The sequence below is a fragment of the Clostridioides sp. LIBA-7602 genome, assembly GCF_056688945.1.
On record NZ_CP196991.1, the window covers coordinates 2966222 to 2983470 of the forward strand.

General features: G+C 29.2%; 14 protein-coding genes. All 14 read right to left on the reverse strand.

Annotated elements, in window-relative coordinates; genetic code table 11:
* Positions 1 to 8: 8 nt before the first annotated feature.
* Positions 9 to 2315: a glycosyltransferase gene (locus tag ACTG45_RS14185; RefSeq protein WP_479917237.1), complete on the reverse strand. Its 2307-nt coding sequence runs from the start codon at positions 2313 to 2315 to the stop codon at positions 9 to 11.
* A 4-nt stretch (positions 2316 to 2319) separates the two neighbouring features.
* Positions 2320 to 3165 (reverse strand): glycoside hydrolase family 5 protein, encoded by an 846-nt coding sequence (locus tag ACTG45_RS14190; RefSeq protein WP_479919221.1) that lies wholly within the window; start codon positions 3163 to 3165, stop codon positions 2320 to 2322.
* 441 nt (positions 3166 to 3606) lie between these two features.
* Positions 3607 to 5355, reverse strand: coding sequence for a DUF4091 domain-containing protein (locus ACTG45_RS14195; protein WP_479919222.1), 1749 nt, complete (start codon positions 5353 to 5355; stop codon positions 3607 to 3609).
* A 57-nt stretch (positions 5356 to 5412) separates the two neighbouring features.
* Positions 5413 to 6222, reverse strand: a complete 810-nt coding sequence (locus tag ACTG45_RS14200) for a carbohydrate ABC transporter permease (protein ID WP_479919223.1) — start codon at positions 6220 to 6222, stop codon at positions 5413 to 5415.
* 15 nt (positions 6223 to 6237) lie between these two features.
* Entirely contained in the window at positions 6238 to 7155 is a 918-nt protein-coding gene (locus tag ACTG45_RS14205; protein ID WP_021385409.1) for a carbohydrate ABC transporter permease, read from the reverse strand.
* 96 nt (positions 7156 to 7251) lie between these two features.
* Positions 7252 to 8544: an ABC transporter substrate-binding protein gene (locus tag ACTG45_RS14210; protein ID WP_479917240.1), complete on the reverse strand. Its 1293-nt coding sequence runs from the start codon at positions 8542 to 8544 to the stop codon at positions 7252 to 7254.
* A 404-nt stretch (positions 8545 to 8948) separates the two neighbouring features.
* Positions 8949 to 9689 carry an SIS domain-containing protein gene (locus tag ACTG45_RS14215; RefSeq protein ID WP_479919224.1) on the reverse strand — a complete coding sequence of 247 codons (741 nt, stop codon included), beginning with the start codon at positions 9687 to 9689 and terminating at the stop codon, positions 8949 to 8951.
* 2 nt (positions 9690 to 9691) lie between these two features.
* A complete protein-coding gene (locus tag ACTG45_RS14220; protein ID WP_479919225.1) occupies positions 9692 to 10951 on the reverse strand; it encodes a PTS ascorbate transporter subunit IIC in 1260 nt (419 codons plus the stop codon).
* Positions 10952 to 11084: 133 nt separating this feature from the next.
* Positions 11085 to 11363, reverse strand: coding sequence for a PTS sugar transporter subunit IIB (locus tag ACTG45_RS14225; protein WP_021385399.1), 279 nt, complete (start codon positions 11361 to 11363; stop codon positions 11085 to 11087).
* Between the two features lie 12 nt (positions 11364 to 11375).
* Positions 11376 to 13295, reverse strand: a complete 1920-nt coding sequence (locus tag ACTG45_RS14230) for a BglG family transcription antiterminator (protein ID WP_479919226.1) — start codon at positions 13293 to 13295, stop codon at positions 11376 to 11378.
* Positions 13296 to 13484: 189 nt separating this feature from the next.
* Entirely contained in the window at positions 13485 to 14009 is a 525-nt protein-coding gene (locus tag ACTG45_RS14235) for a hypothetical protein (protein ID WP_021385431.1), read from the reverse strand.
* Positions 14010 to 14012: 3 nt separating this feature from the next.
* Positions 14013 to 14510, reverse strand: a complete 498-nt coding sequence (gene coaD / locus ACTG45_RS14240) for a pantetheine-phosphate adenylyltransferase (protein ID WP_021385493.1) — start codon at positions 14508 to 14510, stop codon at positions 14013 to 14015.
* Between the two features lies 1 nt (position 14511).
* On the reverse strand, positions 14512 to 15066 hold the full coding sequence (gene rsmD / locus ACTG45_RS14245) for a 16S rRNA (guanine(966)-N(2))-methyltransferase RsmD (RefSeq protein ID WP_021385565.1): 555 nt from the start codon (positions 15064 to 15066) through the stop codon (positions 14512 to 14514).
* 58 nt (positions 15067 to 15124) lie between these two features.
* On the reverse strand, positions 15125 to 17182 hold the full coding sequence (gene recG / locus ACTG45_RS14250; RefSeq protein WP_021385455.1) for an ATP-dependent DNA helicase RecG: 2058 nt from the start codon (positions 17180 to 17182) through the stop codon (positions 15125 to 15127).
* Between the last annotated feature and the right edge of the window lie 67 nt (positions 17183 to 17249).

Sequence of the window (17249 nt, forward strand, 5' to 3'; positions counted from 1 at the left end):
CATCTCTCCTAAATATATTCCATGGGTTCAAACTCATCTTTGCTTTCTTCTTTCTTTTTACTAGGTTCTGAAACAATAATTGTCTTATTTTGTAATATCCAATCCATCATTTCATTTCTTAAAAAGAAATTTTGCATTATACTGTCAATGTTATTCACTTTATATAAAATGCCTCTTTCATCAGTTTTCCCCTCACATAAATCACATTCTAATACAATATTTTCATTAATTTCCAAAGCTATTTCTTTAGGATAAATATTTTTATTTTCAAAATTTAATAATACATATTGATAATTAAAATTTACTATTCTTAATTTACCTATATCTTTTATATCTATATGAAAATTCATATTAATTCTTGGGCTTCTTCGTGATAGTGTTCTGTTTTTTTCAATACGTTTTTTTAGGTTAATTTGCAAATCATCAAAGAAACCTAGTTGATTCGATATTGTCATTGGCAAAGTAGGTATTCTATCATGAACAATACACATCCAGTTATCTACTTCATTGTCTTCAATATGTGTAATATAAGCTGCATATTTCCATTTTGAATTCACTTCTACAACATTAACAACCTTTGCTTTCATATTAGCTATATACATTTCGTTTCCCGATTTTTCTCTAAACTCTACCTCAAACTCTTCTTCTGGAGAAATATATTCTGGGTTTTCTAACAAAAACGCAAATCCATTTTCTGATATATCAATTGTTTTTGAAGAAAGAGCATAAGAATTTTGCTTTAACTTAAAATTAATTTCAGCAATATAACGCTCAGATTTTCTTAATTGTTGTCTTCCTGATATAAATAATGTAGCCATAACAAGATTAAAAAGATTTCCAATTAGCCAAAATAAAACAACTGAATATGTCATTGAACCCACTTTAAATATTGATGTAAACATTTTTAAAATTCCTATTATAGATAACACTATATAAATAAAATACGGTATTCCCTGTAAAAACTTATACATTCTATTATCTTCTAATTTATCCTTATTTGTCACCGAAAATTTATTTTTAGATATTGCAAACGTTTCAAGTATTACCGATGGCATTAAAGACTGAAACATTATAGTTTCATATATATTAGTCCATCTAGTGTTCCTTATATTTTGAGAAAATATTTTAAGAGACAAGCTACTTAAAATATACATTGGTAACCAAAATATCAATACTTGAAGTAATGTACATTTTACTACAATCACATTAAACACAGAAAATAAAATAGGTGCCATTATATATACAAAGCGTTTTATACTTGCATACCAATAAGTAATTGAAGAAATATAACTTATTTTCTGCCAAAATCCTAAACCTCTTCTAAATAAAATATTTAATCGTCTACCAGTTTGTATGCACCCACGTGCCCATCTTTCACGTTGCTTAATAAGACTTTTTAAGTCAGTAGGAGATAAACCTGATGCATGTACTTCCGGAATAGCATAGCATCTGTATCCCTTACTTTGAATTAATATACCTGTTGCAAAATCTTCTGTAATAGAATAAGTATAAAATCCATCAACTTCCTCTAGAGCTTCTCTTGAAATAACTGTATTACTACCACCATAAATTACAGAATTTGTCCTATTTCTAGCTAATTGAATATCTCTATAAAAATAGTCTTGCTCATTTGGAATTCTACCCTCAGAGTGCAAATTAAATTGGAACAAATCTGGATTATAAAAGCTTTGTGGAGTTTGTACAAAACCAACCTTTTCATATGTCTCTTTTTCTCCATCTTTTTTAGCCTGCTCATTTTTCAAAAAGTATGGTACTGTAGCAATCAAAAAATCATGCATTGGTATCATATCTGCGTCAAATGTAGCAATCAAAGGAGAGTTTGTATGTTGCATTGCATTATTTAAATTCCCAGCTTTAGCTCCTTCTCTTTCCGTTCTAGTTATATAATTCACACCCATTTTTTCTGCTAGAATACGCATTTCTTCACGATTACCATCATCACATATATATATATGTACCTTTTTCTTATCTGGATACTGCATATGAACACATCCATTTATGGTTTTTCTCACCAAATCAACAGATTCATTATATGTTGCAACAAATACATCCACATGAGGGTAAAGTTCTTCACTTATAATGGGCTTTTCAGGATACTCAATCTTTGACATACCATAATAATGCACAAACATTTCCATCATTCCTATTATCTCTACAAAAAGCAGTATTATGGCACATACTAAAGCAAACATACCTTCTTCTTTAGGAACTGTATAAAAAATTCTCCATAATATATATATTATATTGGTAATAATAGTTAAAGTTATAAGTATTTTTTTTGAATTTTTCTTCATAAAATCACCTCTTTTCTATTAACACATTTAATATATCTTCATCCCAAGTTCCATCATCCTGATTATATATTCCAAACCCAGAAGCAAGTTCCCAATAAGCCCATGAAAAATTTCGTTTTTCAGCTTCTTCTCTTACTGCTTTTATCCAAGCTTTTCTCGAAGCTTCTGGTGCCTCTTTTGTTATTCCAAATTCACCCAAAAAAACTTTTACTTTATTTTTATTTGCCCACTTCTCTACAGTGTCAAATCTTTTCTTTAGGTAGCTCATCTGTTCATCTGTTCCTTCCCAAGTAATATTACTCAAGTGTTCAAATCCCTTATGATAGACATTTCCTTGGAATGCAAAATCATTTGGTTCATAATAGTGAAAAGAAACTACTATATTAGAATCTTTAGGAATATTTAATTCTTTTAAATAATCAATTTGATAAAAATTGTATGGACCTACTATGATTGTTCTTTTAGGATTATTTTTTCTAATTATATTTATTGCTTCTTCAATGTATTCATTTAATAACTGTGAAGATAGATTCTCTTTAGGCTCATTTAACAGTTCAAATACCAATTTTTTATCATACTTTTGATACCTATTCGCTATCTGTTTCCATATTTTTAAAAACTTCTCTTTATTGACTTCTGGCTCTTTCATAATTTCTTCAAAATGATGTAAATCCAAAATAACTGTTAAATCTTTGTCCAATGCATAATTTATATGTCCATCAATTTGCTTGAAAAATTCTTCATCAATTTTAAAATCATTAGAACTTGATGTATAATCAGAAAACCTTACAGGTATACGTACTGTATCAAAACCAGCATTTTTTATATCATCAAAAAATTTATTTGACATTTTTACATCCCAGAGAAAATCTTTCGGTGATTCCAACGCATTACCTATATTTATTCCTCGTTGCATCATAACTGAATCACTATTTCCTTTTATTCCAAAATAAAATACCATAAAAACTATACTAAAAAAAAATATTATAACAATAGCTATTTTTTTTATTTTATTCCCCTCCTAACAATGTTATTTTACAGATAATATTATCAATACCCTATTATATCAAATTAAATTATATCATGTTATATCTAATTATTGTTATTTATAGGTTCTGTCTTGAATATAATTTGAAGATACTAAATACAACTTGAAAAACTAAAGGGGCTGTCTCAAGACAGAGATAGACCTATTTTTCATTGTTGAAATAATAAAAATATATTTGATTTCATACAAAAAAGAGTGCCTCATGAACTAAATAATTCATTTTGAGACACCCCCTTATATTTTTTATAATCCTTCTAATAAATCCAGTACTTGTTTTTTAACTTTATTGTATCCACAATTATCAAGTGAATATCCAAGTTCTATATTTCCAAAGCCTTTAATTTCAGCATTTTCTTTTTTATTTAATAGTTCTTGCATAAGTTCAACTTCTATATACTCTCTGCCCTTTTCTTTTTCTAGCATAGTAAATAACTCAAAATCCTGTATTCCAAATCTTAAATTCTCCATTCTAACACTTCTAACTGGCTTTAAATCTTTTCCAGGATAAACAAAGAACATATCTCCAGCCTTCCAAATAGGGAATTTGTAACTTGCATCTTTCCAAGGGTCTTCCGTCCATAAATTGTAGTCCCATCTTAAAAATCCATCAAGACCAAAATAATAAGTATACCATCCTATTATTCTATTTTCAACAAAAGGAGAACTTATAAAACTATTTGGCTTCTCTGGAAAACAGCATACAAACCAAGTCAATATTCCGCCCTTGTCATTAATCTTTTTCTTTAACTTATCTATATCCTTATAATTTTGAATAGTAAGCTTTAAGTTTATTGACATATCATCAACTTCGTCTTGACCTCTATCTAAAAAGTTTTGGTCATGTGTTGCTGACTTGTACTTAACTCCATGCTCTCCTATAGTGGAGTTTATAAACTCGATACACTCTTTCACTACTTCTGGATTATTTGGTTCATCAGCTATAATTCTAACTCTATCCCATAATCCATTTTCTATTAAATGATTTAAAACTAGTCCTATATATTCTTTTAAATCTTTTGTATTATTTATAAACTTAAATACTTTGTCATTTTCATCATAATATCTTACTCTTATAGGGTCTTTATATCCTTCTATAGGGTTTCCAAACTCACCAGCACACCAATTACCCAACAAACCAAATAAATCTATCTCCTGAGCCATTTTATGTTTATTAGCTATATCTATATATCTGTCCATACTTTCAAAATTGCACTTAATCTTTCCATCTAGACCTTTTAAAACACTTACCATATTGTATTCATATAAGTTTGATGGATTTTTATAAACTTTGTAACAACTTTGTCCTGCCCATGGATAATCTGAAACTATAACCGTTGTAACTTTTTCTCCTAAAGAAGCTAATTCTTTTAAATAATTATCAATTATTTCAAAATGTATATCAGACCATAGTTCAACCTTATACATTCTAGCTAAACAACTTGGATGTTGCCATAAATCTAAAAAGAATCTACTTTCATCCAAAGGCTTTAATACAACATTTTTTACTTCCACAGGAACATTAATTGTACAAACTCTCTCTTCATCTTCATACCCAAAACTTTTGAATACATCAATACCTATATTAAAGCTATTTTCTATAAAGTCCTCAGGTACTTGACCTTCAACCCAAAACATTTGAGGTAAATGTTGTTCTACCAATACATCTTTATCTCTCAAAATAGCATCATTTACAAATGCTTTTGTATCGTCTTGAACATACCCCATTATATTGATACTAAAATCATTTTCTAATTCATTAGGTACATTTAATCCAAGTCTTACTCTATTTCCAAGACCTTTCCATGATATAGCACTACTTGCATCAATTGTACAATTAAATTCTTCTGTTGCTTTTAGCATAATTTGAAAAGCAAACTTCTCTCCCTTAGCTACTACAATGTTTAAGTCTTTATGTTCCCAAGTATCATCTTCTATAACTGAATATTTATTGTGTTTAAATGTACAATCCTTCAATACATATGAAATCTCCATATTTTAAACTCCTCCATATTTACATAATTCTGCCCTATATTTTTTAAATTAAAGTAACTAACCCTTTATTCCAGACAAAGATACCCCTTCCACAAATTTACTCTGTAAAATCAAATAGAAAATAAATGGCGGTAAAAATGTTATTGTTGCACCTGCCATCATTTGCCCATAGTTTGTTATCTGGAAAGTCTTAAGAGTAGACAATCCAACTGTCAATGTTCTCATTGTATCTTTAGTTGTCGCTATAAGAGGCCACATAAATTCATTCCATGCTCCCATAAAAGTAAATATTGCTAGTGTAATTAATGCTGGCTTGGTTAGAGGCAACACTATTTGTATTAAAATCCTAAGGTCTGAACAACCATCTATTTTTGCTGACTCTAGTAGCTCTTTTGGAACTCCTAAAATAGCTTGTCTCATTATAAATACACCAAATGCAGTTGGTATTGGCATAATAAGTGCAAGGTAACTATTTATCCACCCTAAATGTTTCATTATTATATAAAGTGGTATCATTGTAACTTGAGATGGTATAATTAAAGTCATTATCATAAATAAAAATAATTTATCACTACCTTTAAAATCCATCTTTGCAAAAGAATATCCTGCCAATGTGCTAAATACCAAATTTAATAATACACCTGAGAAGGATACTATAGCTGTATTTAAAAAGTATTGTGCAAATCCTTTTTTAGTAAATATATCTATATAGTTTTGAAGGGTTACTGTTGAAAAAGATATATCTAAATTATATGAATTATATGTTACCTTTAAGGATATTATCAACATGTATATAAAAGGTACTAAGCTTGCACATGCTATAAATAATAGCAAACCATCACTCAATAATCTTCTTGTCGCTTTCATCTTGTACCTACCTTTCTAAATATCTGAACTATCTCGTTTTACAAATTTATTCTGAAAAATAGAGACTACAGCTATCAACAAGAATAATACATTTGCTACAGTCATTGCATATCCAGAATTAAAATTTTTAAAGTTTAAATTAAAAGCATGCATAACTATACTCATAGTAGATATACCTGGTCCTCCACCAGTTACAGTATAGATTAAGTCAAATACCTGTAATGACCATATAGTACCTAAAAACACAACCATTATTGTTGTTGGTTTCAATAAAGGGACTGTTATTTTCATAAATTCTTGAAGTTTTGTAGCTCCATCGACCTTTGCCACTTCATAACAATGTTTTGGCAAATTCATTATACCTGAAATATAAATTACCATAAAATAACCTATATTTTTCCACATAGATATAAACATAAGTGTAGGTAGTGCAGTCTTACTATCTCCTAAAAGTTTAGATGACTCTATTCCAAAAGCACCTAATACTTGATATACAATTGAACCTTCTCCATTTAGTAAAGCTCTCCATACCATACCTATCAAAACCATAGATGATAATACTGGTATAAATATCGCACCTTTAGCAAATGAAGCTATTTTACTATTTCCCTTTCCAGTAATCCAAACTGCCAAAACCAATGATAAAATAGTTTGGCAAGGTACTACAATAAGAGTAAATTTAATTGTATTTATAATAGATACTTTTAGTGTTTCATCTGTAAATAATTTTTTATAGTTTTCTAAACCTATAAAAGTAGCTGGACTAATAATGTTGTACTTTGTAAAACTAAAATATATTGACATTATTATTGGTATTACATAAAATGCTACTAGAATTATACCTAATGGCAATATATAAATATATGGTTTAATATTTAATCTTGTTTTTTTCTTTTTTGAATTTGCTTCAAAATCCCTAACTAAGTTTTCCATTTTATCCTCTCCAATATAAATATTAGCATTGTACTTATGATACAATGCTAATTTTATTCTGCAAGATACTATGAAACGTCTTACAGCCGTAAACTTTTATTGTGCTAATAAATCATTTGAATATTTTGCAGCATCATCTAATGCTTGTTTTGGCGTTTTATCTCCTGAAATCATTGTTTGAAGTTCTTTCCATAAATATTCATATATTTCAACTCCATGAGGTCCTACAACCAATGGTCTATATATATCCTTGTCATTTTCAACCATTTCTTTGAATCTTTCATCACCTTGATATGGTTCACCTTTTGTTATTGGTGCTCTTGGTATTGCTTTATGGAATTCTGTCATTGATTCAACACTTAACATGTGCTGTATTAGTTTATATGCAAGTTCTTTATTTTTTGCTGATGACATTAAAGATAGATGGTCTACTGCTCCAAAAGTCGCAGCTTTCTTATCCTCTAACCCAGTTACAAATCCCCAATTTAAATCTGGGAATGATTTATCAAATACACTTGTAGCAGCAGAAGATAGCATTACTGTAAATGCTGCTTTTCCTGGTCCAAATACACTTTCTATTATTTCATTACTATCTTTAGATAAAGAATCTTCAGGCACATATGCTTGTAATTCTTTTAAGAAATTCGCTGCTTCTAAACCATTTTTATTATTAAACTTAACTGATTTTAAATCATCATTATATATATCTCCACCAGCTTGCCATAAATAAGGATACCAATTCCAATTTAGGTTACCAAAAGTTTTAGCTCCCCATCCTTGAGCCAATCCCCATTGGTCTATCTTTCCATCACCATCAGTATCTTGTGTTGCTTTTTTACATATTCTTTTAAAATCTTCCCATGTTTTAGGAGGTTTTTCTCCTATTTTTTCTAAAATATCCTTGTTATAATACAGTACACCTGGATTTGCTGCTTGGAATGGCATTCCATACATTCCACCCATCATTTCAGATGTCTTTATATAAATAGATTGTTCCTTATCTTCTTTAGTTGCATAATTAGTCAAATCTTCTACTGCTCCACTTTGTATAAACTGTGGATACATTTCTGCATACATGTATCCTACATCTGGACCTTCATCAGCACTTATAGCTGTTGCAAATTTTTCAGAATAATTCTCCCAAGGAATTATCTGCAAATCTACTTCACAGTTATTCTTTTCCTCAAATTTATCTAAAATAGGGTCCCAAACTTCCTTCATATTGTCTTCTACTGGTGGCATCCAAAGAACTAGCTTTTCTTTTTCTCCATCCTTTTTTGAATCTTTTCCATTTCCGCTTGAACACCCTGTTATAAGTGTTGTAGTCATAATTGCCACCATAGCTAGTGAACATAATTTTTTTAACATACCCACTCTTATTCCCTCCATCTTATTTTCTTTTTCATTATAATTCTACATATTTTTATTCCATTTAAAATATTATCAAAGCATGTATTTATTGTCTAATCAGTTTTTTCTATGCATTTTTTTTTATTATAGTTTTTTTCTATGACAACGTTTTCTAAAATTCCAAAAATAATATTTTACCATATCTAATCAGTCAGTAAATAAGGTTTTATCTTCATTTAATACCATTACTCAACAATAAAGGAAGTGTCTCAAAATGAATTTTTTAGTTCATGAAGCACTCTTTTTTGCATGAAATCAAATATCTTTTTATTATTTCAACAATAAAAAGAGGCTTATCTCTATTTTGAGACATCCTCTTTATTTTATACTACTTATTTATATTGTTATAATACTTTAGAATTTATTAAAACATATTCTTCACCTTAATACTCATAGTGAATTACACTTTTATACTCCTCAAAAATCTTCTTATTTAATTCATCTCCACCATCTATATTTGCACTATAAAAAATTGGTGGATTCTTTAATCCTCTATTGACTAACTCTTGTGTAATTTGAGCTATAATAGAATTCATTATAGTAGTTGCAATTACAGTAGAAGTTGGACTAACTCTTTGATTTAGACCATCTATTTCTACACAGGCATCTCCCTTTTTACCATGATTATCTATCACTAAATCACATACTTCATAAAGATTTTTCCCTGAAGAATGTCTTGAAGATACGCTCTTTGAGTAACTTAAATTAGTTATACATATTACTATTGCATTCTTTTCTTTAGCCTCTATAGCAAATTCTATACTTACTGGATTTCTACCAGATACCGAGTGAACTATAACTACATCTCCTTCTTTAATTGGAGTCTTACCAGCTAAGGCTGAGCCATATCCTTCTAATCTTTCCATCTTACTAGTATGAGTTATAGGTGATGTATCTAGCATTAAGGATTTTGCAAATACCGGATTTATAAGAACACACCCACCTGCTCTGTAGAACAATTCTTCTGTTAGTATTCCTGCATGTGAAGCACCAAAAGAAAATATTGCTTTTTTATTTTCTATTGCTTCAACAAGTATTTGTACTGCTTTTTCCATATTAGCTTTTTCTTCATTTTCAATTATATTGATTAATCTTTTTATCTCATTTATGTATTTAAATTCCATATCTATAATACTCCTCCAAGTAATGAACCTATAAACCTACTTATTATTCCAAATAGAGAAAGGTCGTTACCTCCAAATATTAGTATCCAGTTTTGAATAGTCCCTGAGTAAATTACAGCAGATATTCCTACTAAAGCTACCATAAATATTGCAGCTACAGCTGTACCTATTATAGCTCCACGTATACCACCTTGAGATTCTCCTATTACAGCTGCTGCTCCACATTCAAAGAATGAAGTTATAACAAGTGGTATAAGTAACATATTAAATACATTAAAATAGTTACATATTAAAATCATAGCTGTAGATGTTAACATAGCAACTAAGAATCCTATTAATACAGCATTAGGCTTATAGTTAAATAATATTGGACAATCAAAAGCTGGTAGTGCATTTGGTACAACTTTTTCTGATATACCTTGGAATGCTGGCATTATTTGATTTATTAACATTCTTACACCATGAAGCATTATTATAAGACCTGCCCCAAAAGAAAGACCTTGTTTTATTGCATATGTTCCAATAAACTCATTAGTATCTTTAAACGCATCTGGTATTACTACTCCAACAACTATAAACATTAGAAATACTGCCATTCCTCCACTTATAGATATTTCTCTAAAGAATGATATACTTTGAGGTATGTTTATATCTTCTGTAGATTTTTCTTTATTTCCTACTAACTTTGCAATAAATCCAGATATAAGTGCTAAACAACCTGATGGATGACCTAGTGTAAACGATTCGTCTCCAATAACATCAAATACATACTTTCTTAATAACCATGGCATTATTGACCAATAAAGAGCTGATAATACTGCTGCAAAAGCGATTAATACTCCACCACTTAATCCCGCTTCAACTCCTGATGCTACAAATATAAATGGGAACCAGTAAAGCATGTGGCCTGTTAAAAAGATAGTCTTAATAGGTGTAAACCTCGCTATCATTAAGTGAAGAGCTAGACCTACAAACATGGCTAAACCTATAATACCTCCATAACTTGCAGTAAAAGTAACATCACTTAAACCTTTTGTTACTGCACCACCACTTATACTTTGGAAAGCTCCATTAATTGGTGCTATTGAGCTAACTAACATACCTGTTCCAGTCTCCATAATTATGATTCCGAAAGCTGCAAGTAATGACCCTTTTATAACATCCGATGCTTTCTTTTTCTGTAATATAAGACCAAATGCTGCTATCAATCCAATTAACATAGATGGATTACGTAAAATATTATTTGAAATAAAATCAAGCATTATATTTTTTTAGTGATAGGTCAACTATTTAAGTTTTCTAACACTAAATTCCTCCTCCCCTTATTACTACTTTTACTTTTAATAATCTTTTATTTTTTGTTACTTATTTTAAATTTACTTTTGAAGATTTACACTATTTCTTATCATTTAAGAAAGCTTGAACAACTTCTTTAACTTCTGATAAGTCCATATACTTCTTAACAGGATATACTGGTACATTGCAAGTTCCTTTTAATTCGTTTAATAGTTCTTGACTTGTAAATATACAGTCACAATCAGTTCCTCTAGCTGAGTTTATGTCTGTATTTTCTACTTCCCCCTCTATATCTAACTGTTTTAGAACCTTTTGTATTGTCATTTTTAATACCATTGATGAGCCTACACCAAATCCACATACTGCTAATATTTTCATTTTTCATTCCTCCTAATTTTGTCTATTTATAAGTTCTAGTATTGAACTTTTATCACTGTTAAGTATCAACTTTATATTTTCTTCTTCATACATCATCTCTGATAATGATGCCAATGCTCTAATGTGAGTAGTATTATCTATAGCAGCTAATACCATGAATATGTTTACTGGCTTTCCTAATAAGTCAACTTCCTCTTCCACTATAAGTAAAGACATGGCAAGCTTGTTTACCCCTTCTTTAGAACTTGCATGTGGTAGAGCAAATCTATCAGCTAAAACAATATAAGGTCCATATTTTTCAACTGATTTTATCATATTTTCTATATATAACTCTTCTATAGAGTTATCTTCCAATAAAGGCTTTGATGCTATTTTTATTGCCTCCTTCCAATCTTTAACGCTACTTATTATGTTGACTCTTTCTTCATTAATTAATTCCTTTAACATTGGTTGATATATCTCTCCTTCATCTATCTTGTGTATTATGTTTAATAAATCAGACTTTAGTGCTTCTTCATTATTAATAACTCCATTTTTTCTTATAGCCTGTATTATTAGTTCAAGATTGAAATATTTATCATTTTCTTTTACACTTGTTAGTTTGTTCATAAGTAATTGAATATCTGATGCTGTTAAAAGAGGATTTACAACTATTACATTACTTACATCTTGTATATCTATGGTCGTAATTATGTAATCGTAGTATACTTTTACTTCTTTTAATTGCTTAATGGACACTATTCCCACTATTTCTATAGTTGGTATATATTTGTATAACTGTATTTCCAAGCTTTTTGATACCATAAGACCATTAGGACAAACTAGCAAGACTTTATTTCTTCTTAGACCATTATCTCTAGAACCTCTTAAGTATCCACCAAAATAGGCTGCTATAAATCCTATTTCTTCTTCCCTTATCCCCTCAAATACAGGAAACTCTTCTTCATTCTCTATAATTGATTTTATAATTTTATAAAGTGACTCATGTTTATACTTAGTCTCATCTAGCATAGGATTGCTAATAGGAAACTTAAATCTTATTCTGTTGTAAGAAGAATGTAGGTGCCTTAAAATATTTTTTTTAAATTCATGCTTACTTTCTAATTTTATTGCTGTATTTACTTCAAACTTGTCTATAAGTTTATCTACATATTCTTCAACAATATCTTCCTTAACTTCACTATTTAAACTAGGAAGTGAACTTACATAAGTACACATATAGGCCTGTTCATTTTCATTTGCTTCTTCACATAAAAGGTCTTTACAATTATTAAAATAAGCAATTTTTTTGGCTTCATTTAGATATTTATATGAGTATAATGTTTTCCCATCTCTTATTCTTTTATTTACAAATTCTGTAAACTTAGTTAGATTTAATAAAGAGTAATCTGTAAGGTTTATACATCCTTTTGTATCAAATCTAGTTACTTCCTTACTTATACAATTAATTTCTAGTACATTTTCTTGTGTAAGTAATAAAAATAGTTCTCTAATAACGTATTCATCACCTATAATTTTGTATTTTCCATTGTACTCTAATTTCAATCCCATTGTTTGAAGGTATTTTTTTACATCTGTTATTGTTTGCACTACTGTGTTTTTTGAAAGTAACATTTCATTTGTTAGTTTTTCTATTGATATTTTTTCACCAAGTAATATTTTGTTTAATATAAAAATTTTTCTATAGTCACTATCTAAAAATTTATCTTCTTCGGTTGAAATTATTTTTCTTGCATTAACTAAGTTCCCTTCAAATGTAAATTTATGTTTTACATTTTTTATATTACCATTTTTTCCTAGTTGTTCATTTATAGCTAAGATATCATAATAAATAGTTCTCTTTGATACATTAAACTTTTCTTGTAATTCTTGTGATGTTACATTATTGTTTTTAATAATAAAACCTAATATTTTTTTAGCCCTCTCTTTCATACTACCTCCTTAATTTTATTATCTATATTTTCTATATATAATTCCATACCAAATAATTGCACATGATTTAATATTATTTTATACTTTTGCACATTTTAACTCTGTTCTAAAATAAATGCTAATAAAAAAGAGCTATCGCAAATCATTTAAAATCATTTGTACGACAGCCCCATTCTATTAACTTAAAATTTATTTTTTAGGTCTAAGTTCATTCTTATCTCTTTTTACTTCTTCTAATATTTCCTTCAAATTGTACTCAACACTAGAAAGCACATCTTCTGCATACTCAATTGACCCAATTCTTATCTCATTTGCTATTCTTTCAGCTCTATCAACTATCTCCTTAGCTCTTTGGTCTGCTTGAACAACAGGTTCACTTGATTCTACGTATGCTTTTACCACATCTTCAGAATTTTTCTTTAATTCTTCTATATTCTCATGATATTCTTGTTGTATTCTTTCAGCTTCTTTTTTTGCTTGTTCAACTATATTTGCAGCATCTTGCTTAGCTTGGCTTATTATTTTATTTCTTTCTTTATTAATCCATACTGCTTGTGTTACTTCCTCTGGTATCAAAGTTCTTATATCGTTAATTATAGCCAAAACTTCGTCTTTATCTACAGTACATTTATGTGAGAAAGGAATTGTAGAGGCACTTCTAAACATCTCCTCTAACTGTTCAAATAGTTCAATCATTTCTAAATCTATCTTCATATATCAATTACCCCCAGTAGTTTTTTTCTTTAATTCTTCCAAAACAATCTTTGGAACCAAATTTTTTATATCAGCATCAAAGAGCAAAACCTCTTTTATTAAAGATGAGCTTATAAATGAGTATTTTGTGCAGCTTGGTAAAATTATAGTCTCTATATCTGGATTAAGTTCTCTATTCATATGAGCCATTTGAAGTTCATAATCAACATCAGCACCACTTCTTACACCTCTAACTAATGCTCCAATCCCATTTTCTTGACAGTAATTTATTAATAAACCATTAAAAGTTACAACTTTTATATTATTTAAATGGCTTGTACTTTTTTCTATAAGCTTTACTCTCTCATCAAAGCTAAATAGACCCTTTTTATTAGGATTATTTAATACTCCTATTTGTAATTCGTCAAATAACTTCGAAGCCCTGCAAATAATATCTAAATGTCCATTAGTAATTGGGTCAAAGCTTCCTGCAAATATAGCTTTTCTAGGTTTATTTTCCATATTATGCCTCCATCTTATAAAAAGTTAATGTAGTATTTCCATATTTCTTATCTCTAGTTTTTTCTAATTTACATATTTTATCTGGAAACAAATCATTAGTATCATGTTCTACAACTATTATTCCATCTTCATTCAACAAATTAGAATTATCAATTTTTTCAATAGCTTCTATAAACATATTTTTATAATACGGAGGGTCCATAAAAATTATGTCAAATTTACTATTTTGTAACTTAAGTTTATCTACAGCAGATTTAAAATCGAGGTTTAAAATAATACTTTCATTTTCAACTCTTGCCTTTTTTATATTAGACTTAACAATATCTATACTTTCCTTACTGATATCTACAAAAGTACATGCCTTGGCACCTCTAGATAAACACTCTATTCCTAAAGAACCAGTCCCAGCAAATAAATCTAGAACTTCACTTTCCATTACATATGAATTTATTATATTAAATAGAGATTCTTTTACTCTATCTGTAGTTGGCCTTACATCTTCATTTTTTGGAGTATTTAGTTTTAATCCTCTCGCTTTTCCTGAAATTACTCTCAATATGACAATCTCCCTTCAGCACATTATTACATTAATAATATTTTAACATAATTTAAAATTAATTTAATGAAATTTCTTTCACTATATCTTTGAATTTATCTATAATTTCTTTTTTAAGTGGCATGTTTTCTTTCAATTGTAGATTATTATCTTCACCTAATATATATCGAGCTTCTTGCTGTGCTAACTTTAATATTTTTATATGCTTAAACAGGTTTGCTACCTTAAGTTCTGGAAGCCCATGTTGCCTTGTCCCAAAAAATTCTCCAGGACCTCTTATTTCTAAATCTTTCTCTGAAATCTTAAAACCATCATTTGTCTCTTCCATTATAGCCATTCGCTGTCTGCATACATCTGTTTTAGAATCATAAATTAGTACACAATAAGATTTATGACTTCCTCTTCCAACTCGACCTCTGAGCTGATGTAATTGTGCAAGCCCAAATCTCTCTGCATTTTCTATTATCATTAATGTCGCATTTGGCACATTAACACCAACTTCTATAACTGTTGTTGAAACTAAAATATCTATTTCTTTATTTTTAAAACGACCCATTACTTCGTCTTTTTCACTCGACTTCATTTTACCATGAAGCAATCCAAGCCTTAAATCTTGGAAATATTCAGCTCTTAATTCCTCTACAAGTTCAACAGCTGATTTAGCTTCTATAGCTTCACTTTCTTCCACCAGAGGACATACAATATACACCTGTCTCCCTGATTCAACCTCTCTTCTTACAAGATTGTTGTACGCTCTATCCCTCTTACTCTTCTCAATGGCAAGTGTTTCTATTGGCTGTCTTCCTGGAGGAAGTTCATCTATAATAGAAATATCTAAATCTCCATAAAGTATAAGTGCTAAGGTTCTTGGTATTGGTGTTGCTGTCATTACTAATATATCGGGATTTGCACCTTTCATGGAAAGTTTACTTCTTTGCATAACCCCAAACCTATGTTGCTCATCCGTTATAACTAAACCAATATTATTAAATTCAACCTTGTCTTCTATTAGTGCATGTGTTCCTATCAATATATCAATTTCATTGTTTTTGATTTGTTCTAAAACTGTATCCTTTTGTTTTTTTGTAAGGCTACCTATCAATAAACCTACATTTATGCCAAAATCTTTCAGGGACTCCGTAAGGGAAATATAGTGTTGTCCTGCTAATATCTCTGTTGGTGCCATCAAAGCTCCTTGATATCCATTTAAAACGCAATTTGCAAGTGCTAAAAGTGCTACTACTGTCTTACCACTCCCTACGTCACCTTGAACTAGTCTATTCATTATTTTATCAGAATTCATATCTTGTATAATTTCATCCAATGCTCTATTTTGAGCTTTAGTCAATTTAAATGGTAACGCACTCGTTATATTTTTTAAATCTTTACTGATTTCAAATTTTATTCCATCTTCTTTATTTCTTCCACTTTTAAACACAAACAAGCCTAGCTGTAGTATGAGTAATTCTTCAAATACAATTCTATATAAAGCTATTTTTAACGATTCTTTATTGCTTGGTGAATGTATATTTCTAACCGCAAAATCTATATTGCATAGCCTATATTTTTCTATAATTCTCTTTGGCATATATTCTTGTATAATTAACTCTTTATCTTCAAGTACTGTTCTAATTATACTCATAATTTCTTTATTTGTAACACCATATGTAAGCTGGTACACAGGCATAAATCTACATGTATTCTTAGGCGAATTAGTAAGATATTCTAACTCACATGATGTAAGTTCTAAACTATTAAATTTCTTCTTAACCTTACCAAAAACTAATATCGAATCACCTGGGCGAAATGTATTTTTTATATAACTCTTATTAAAAAACACTAATTTAGCTGAACCAGTCTCATCCTTTACATCAATTTTTGTTAAAGTCATACCTTCTTTGGGACTAAACGTATTTATACTCGATATTACTGCTTTTATTGTAACTTTCTCATCATCCTCTAATTGTGCTATTTTCTTTAGATTATTTCTATCTTCAAATTGCCTTGGAAAATAATACAATAAGTCTTTTAAGGTAAATATTCCCAACTTATTTAGCTTATCTGCCTTTTTCGGTCCTATTCCTTTAACATATTGAACATCTTTATATAAATCCAACAAATATATCACCTACTACACAAAAATCCTGTACAACCAACTTTATAAAAGCTACTTGGTCATACAG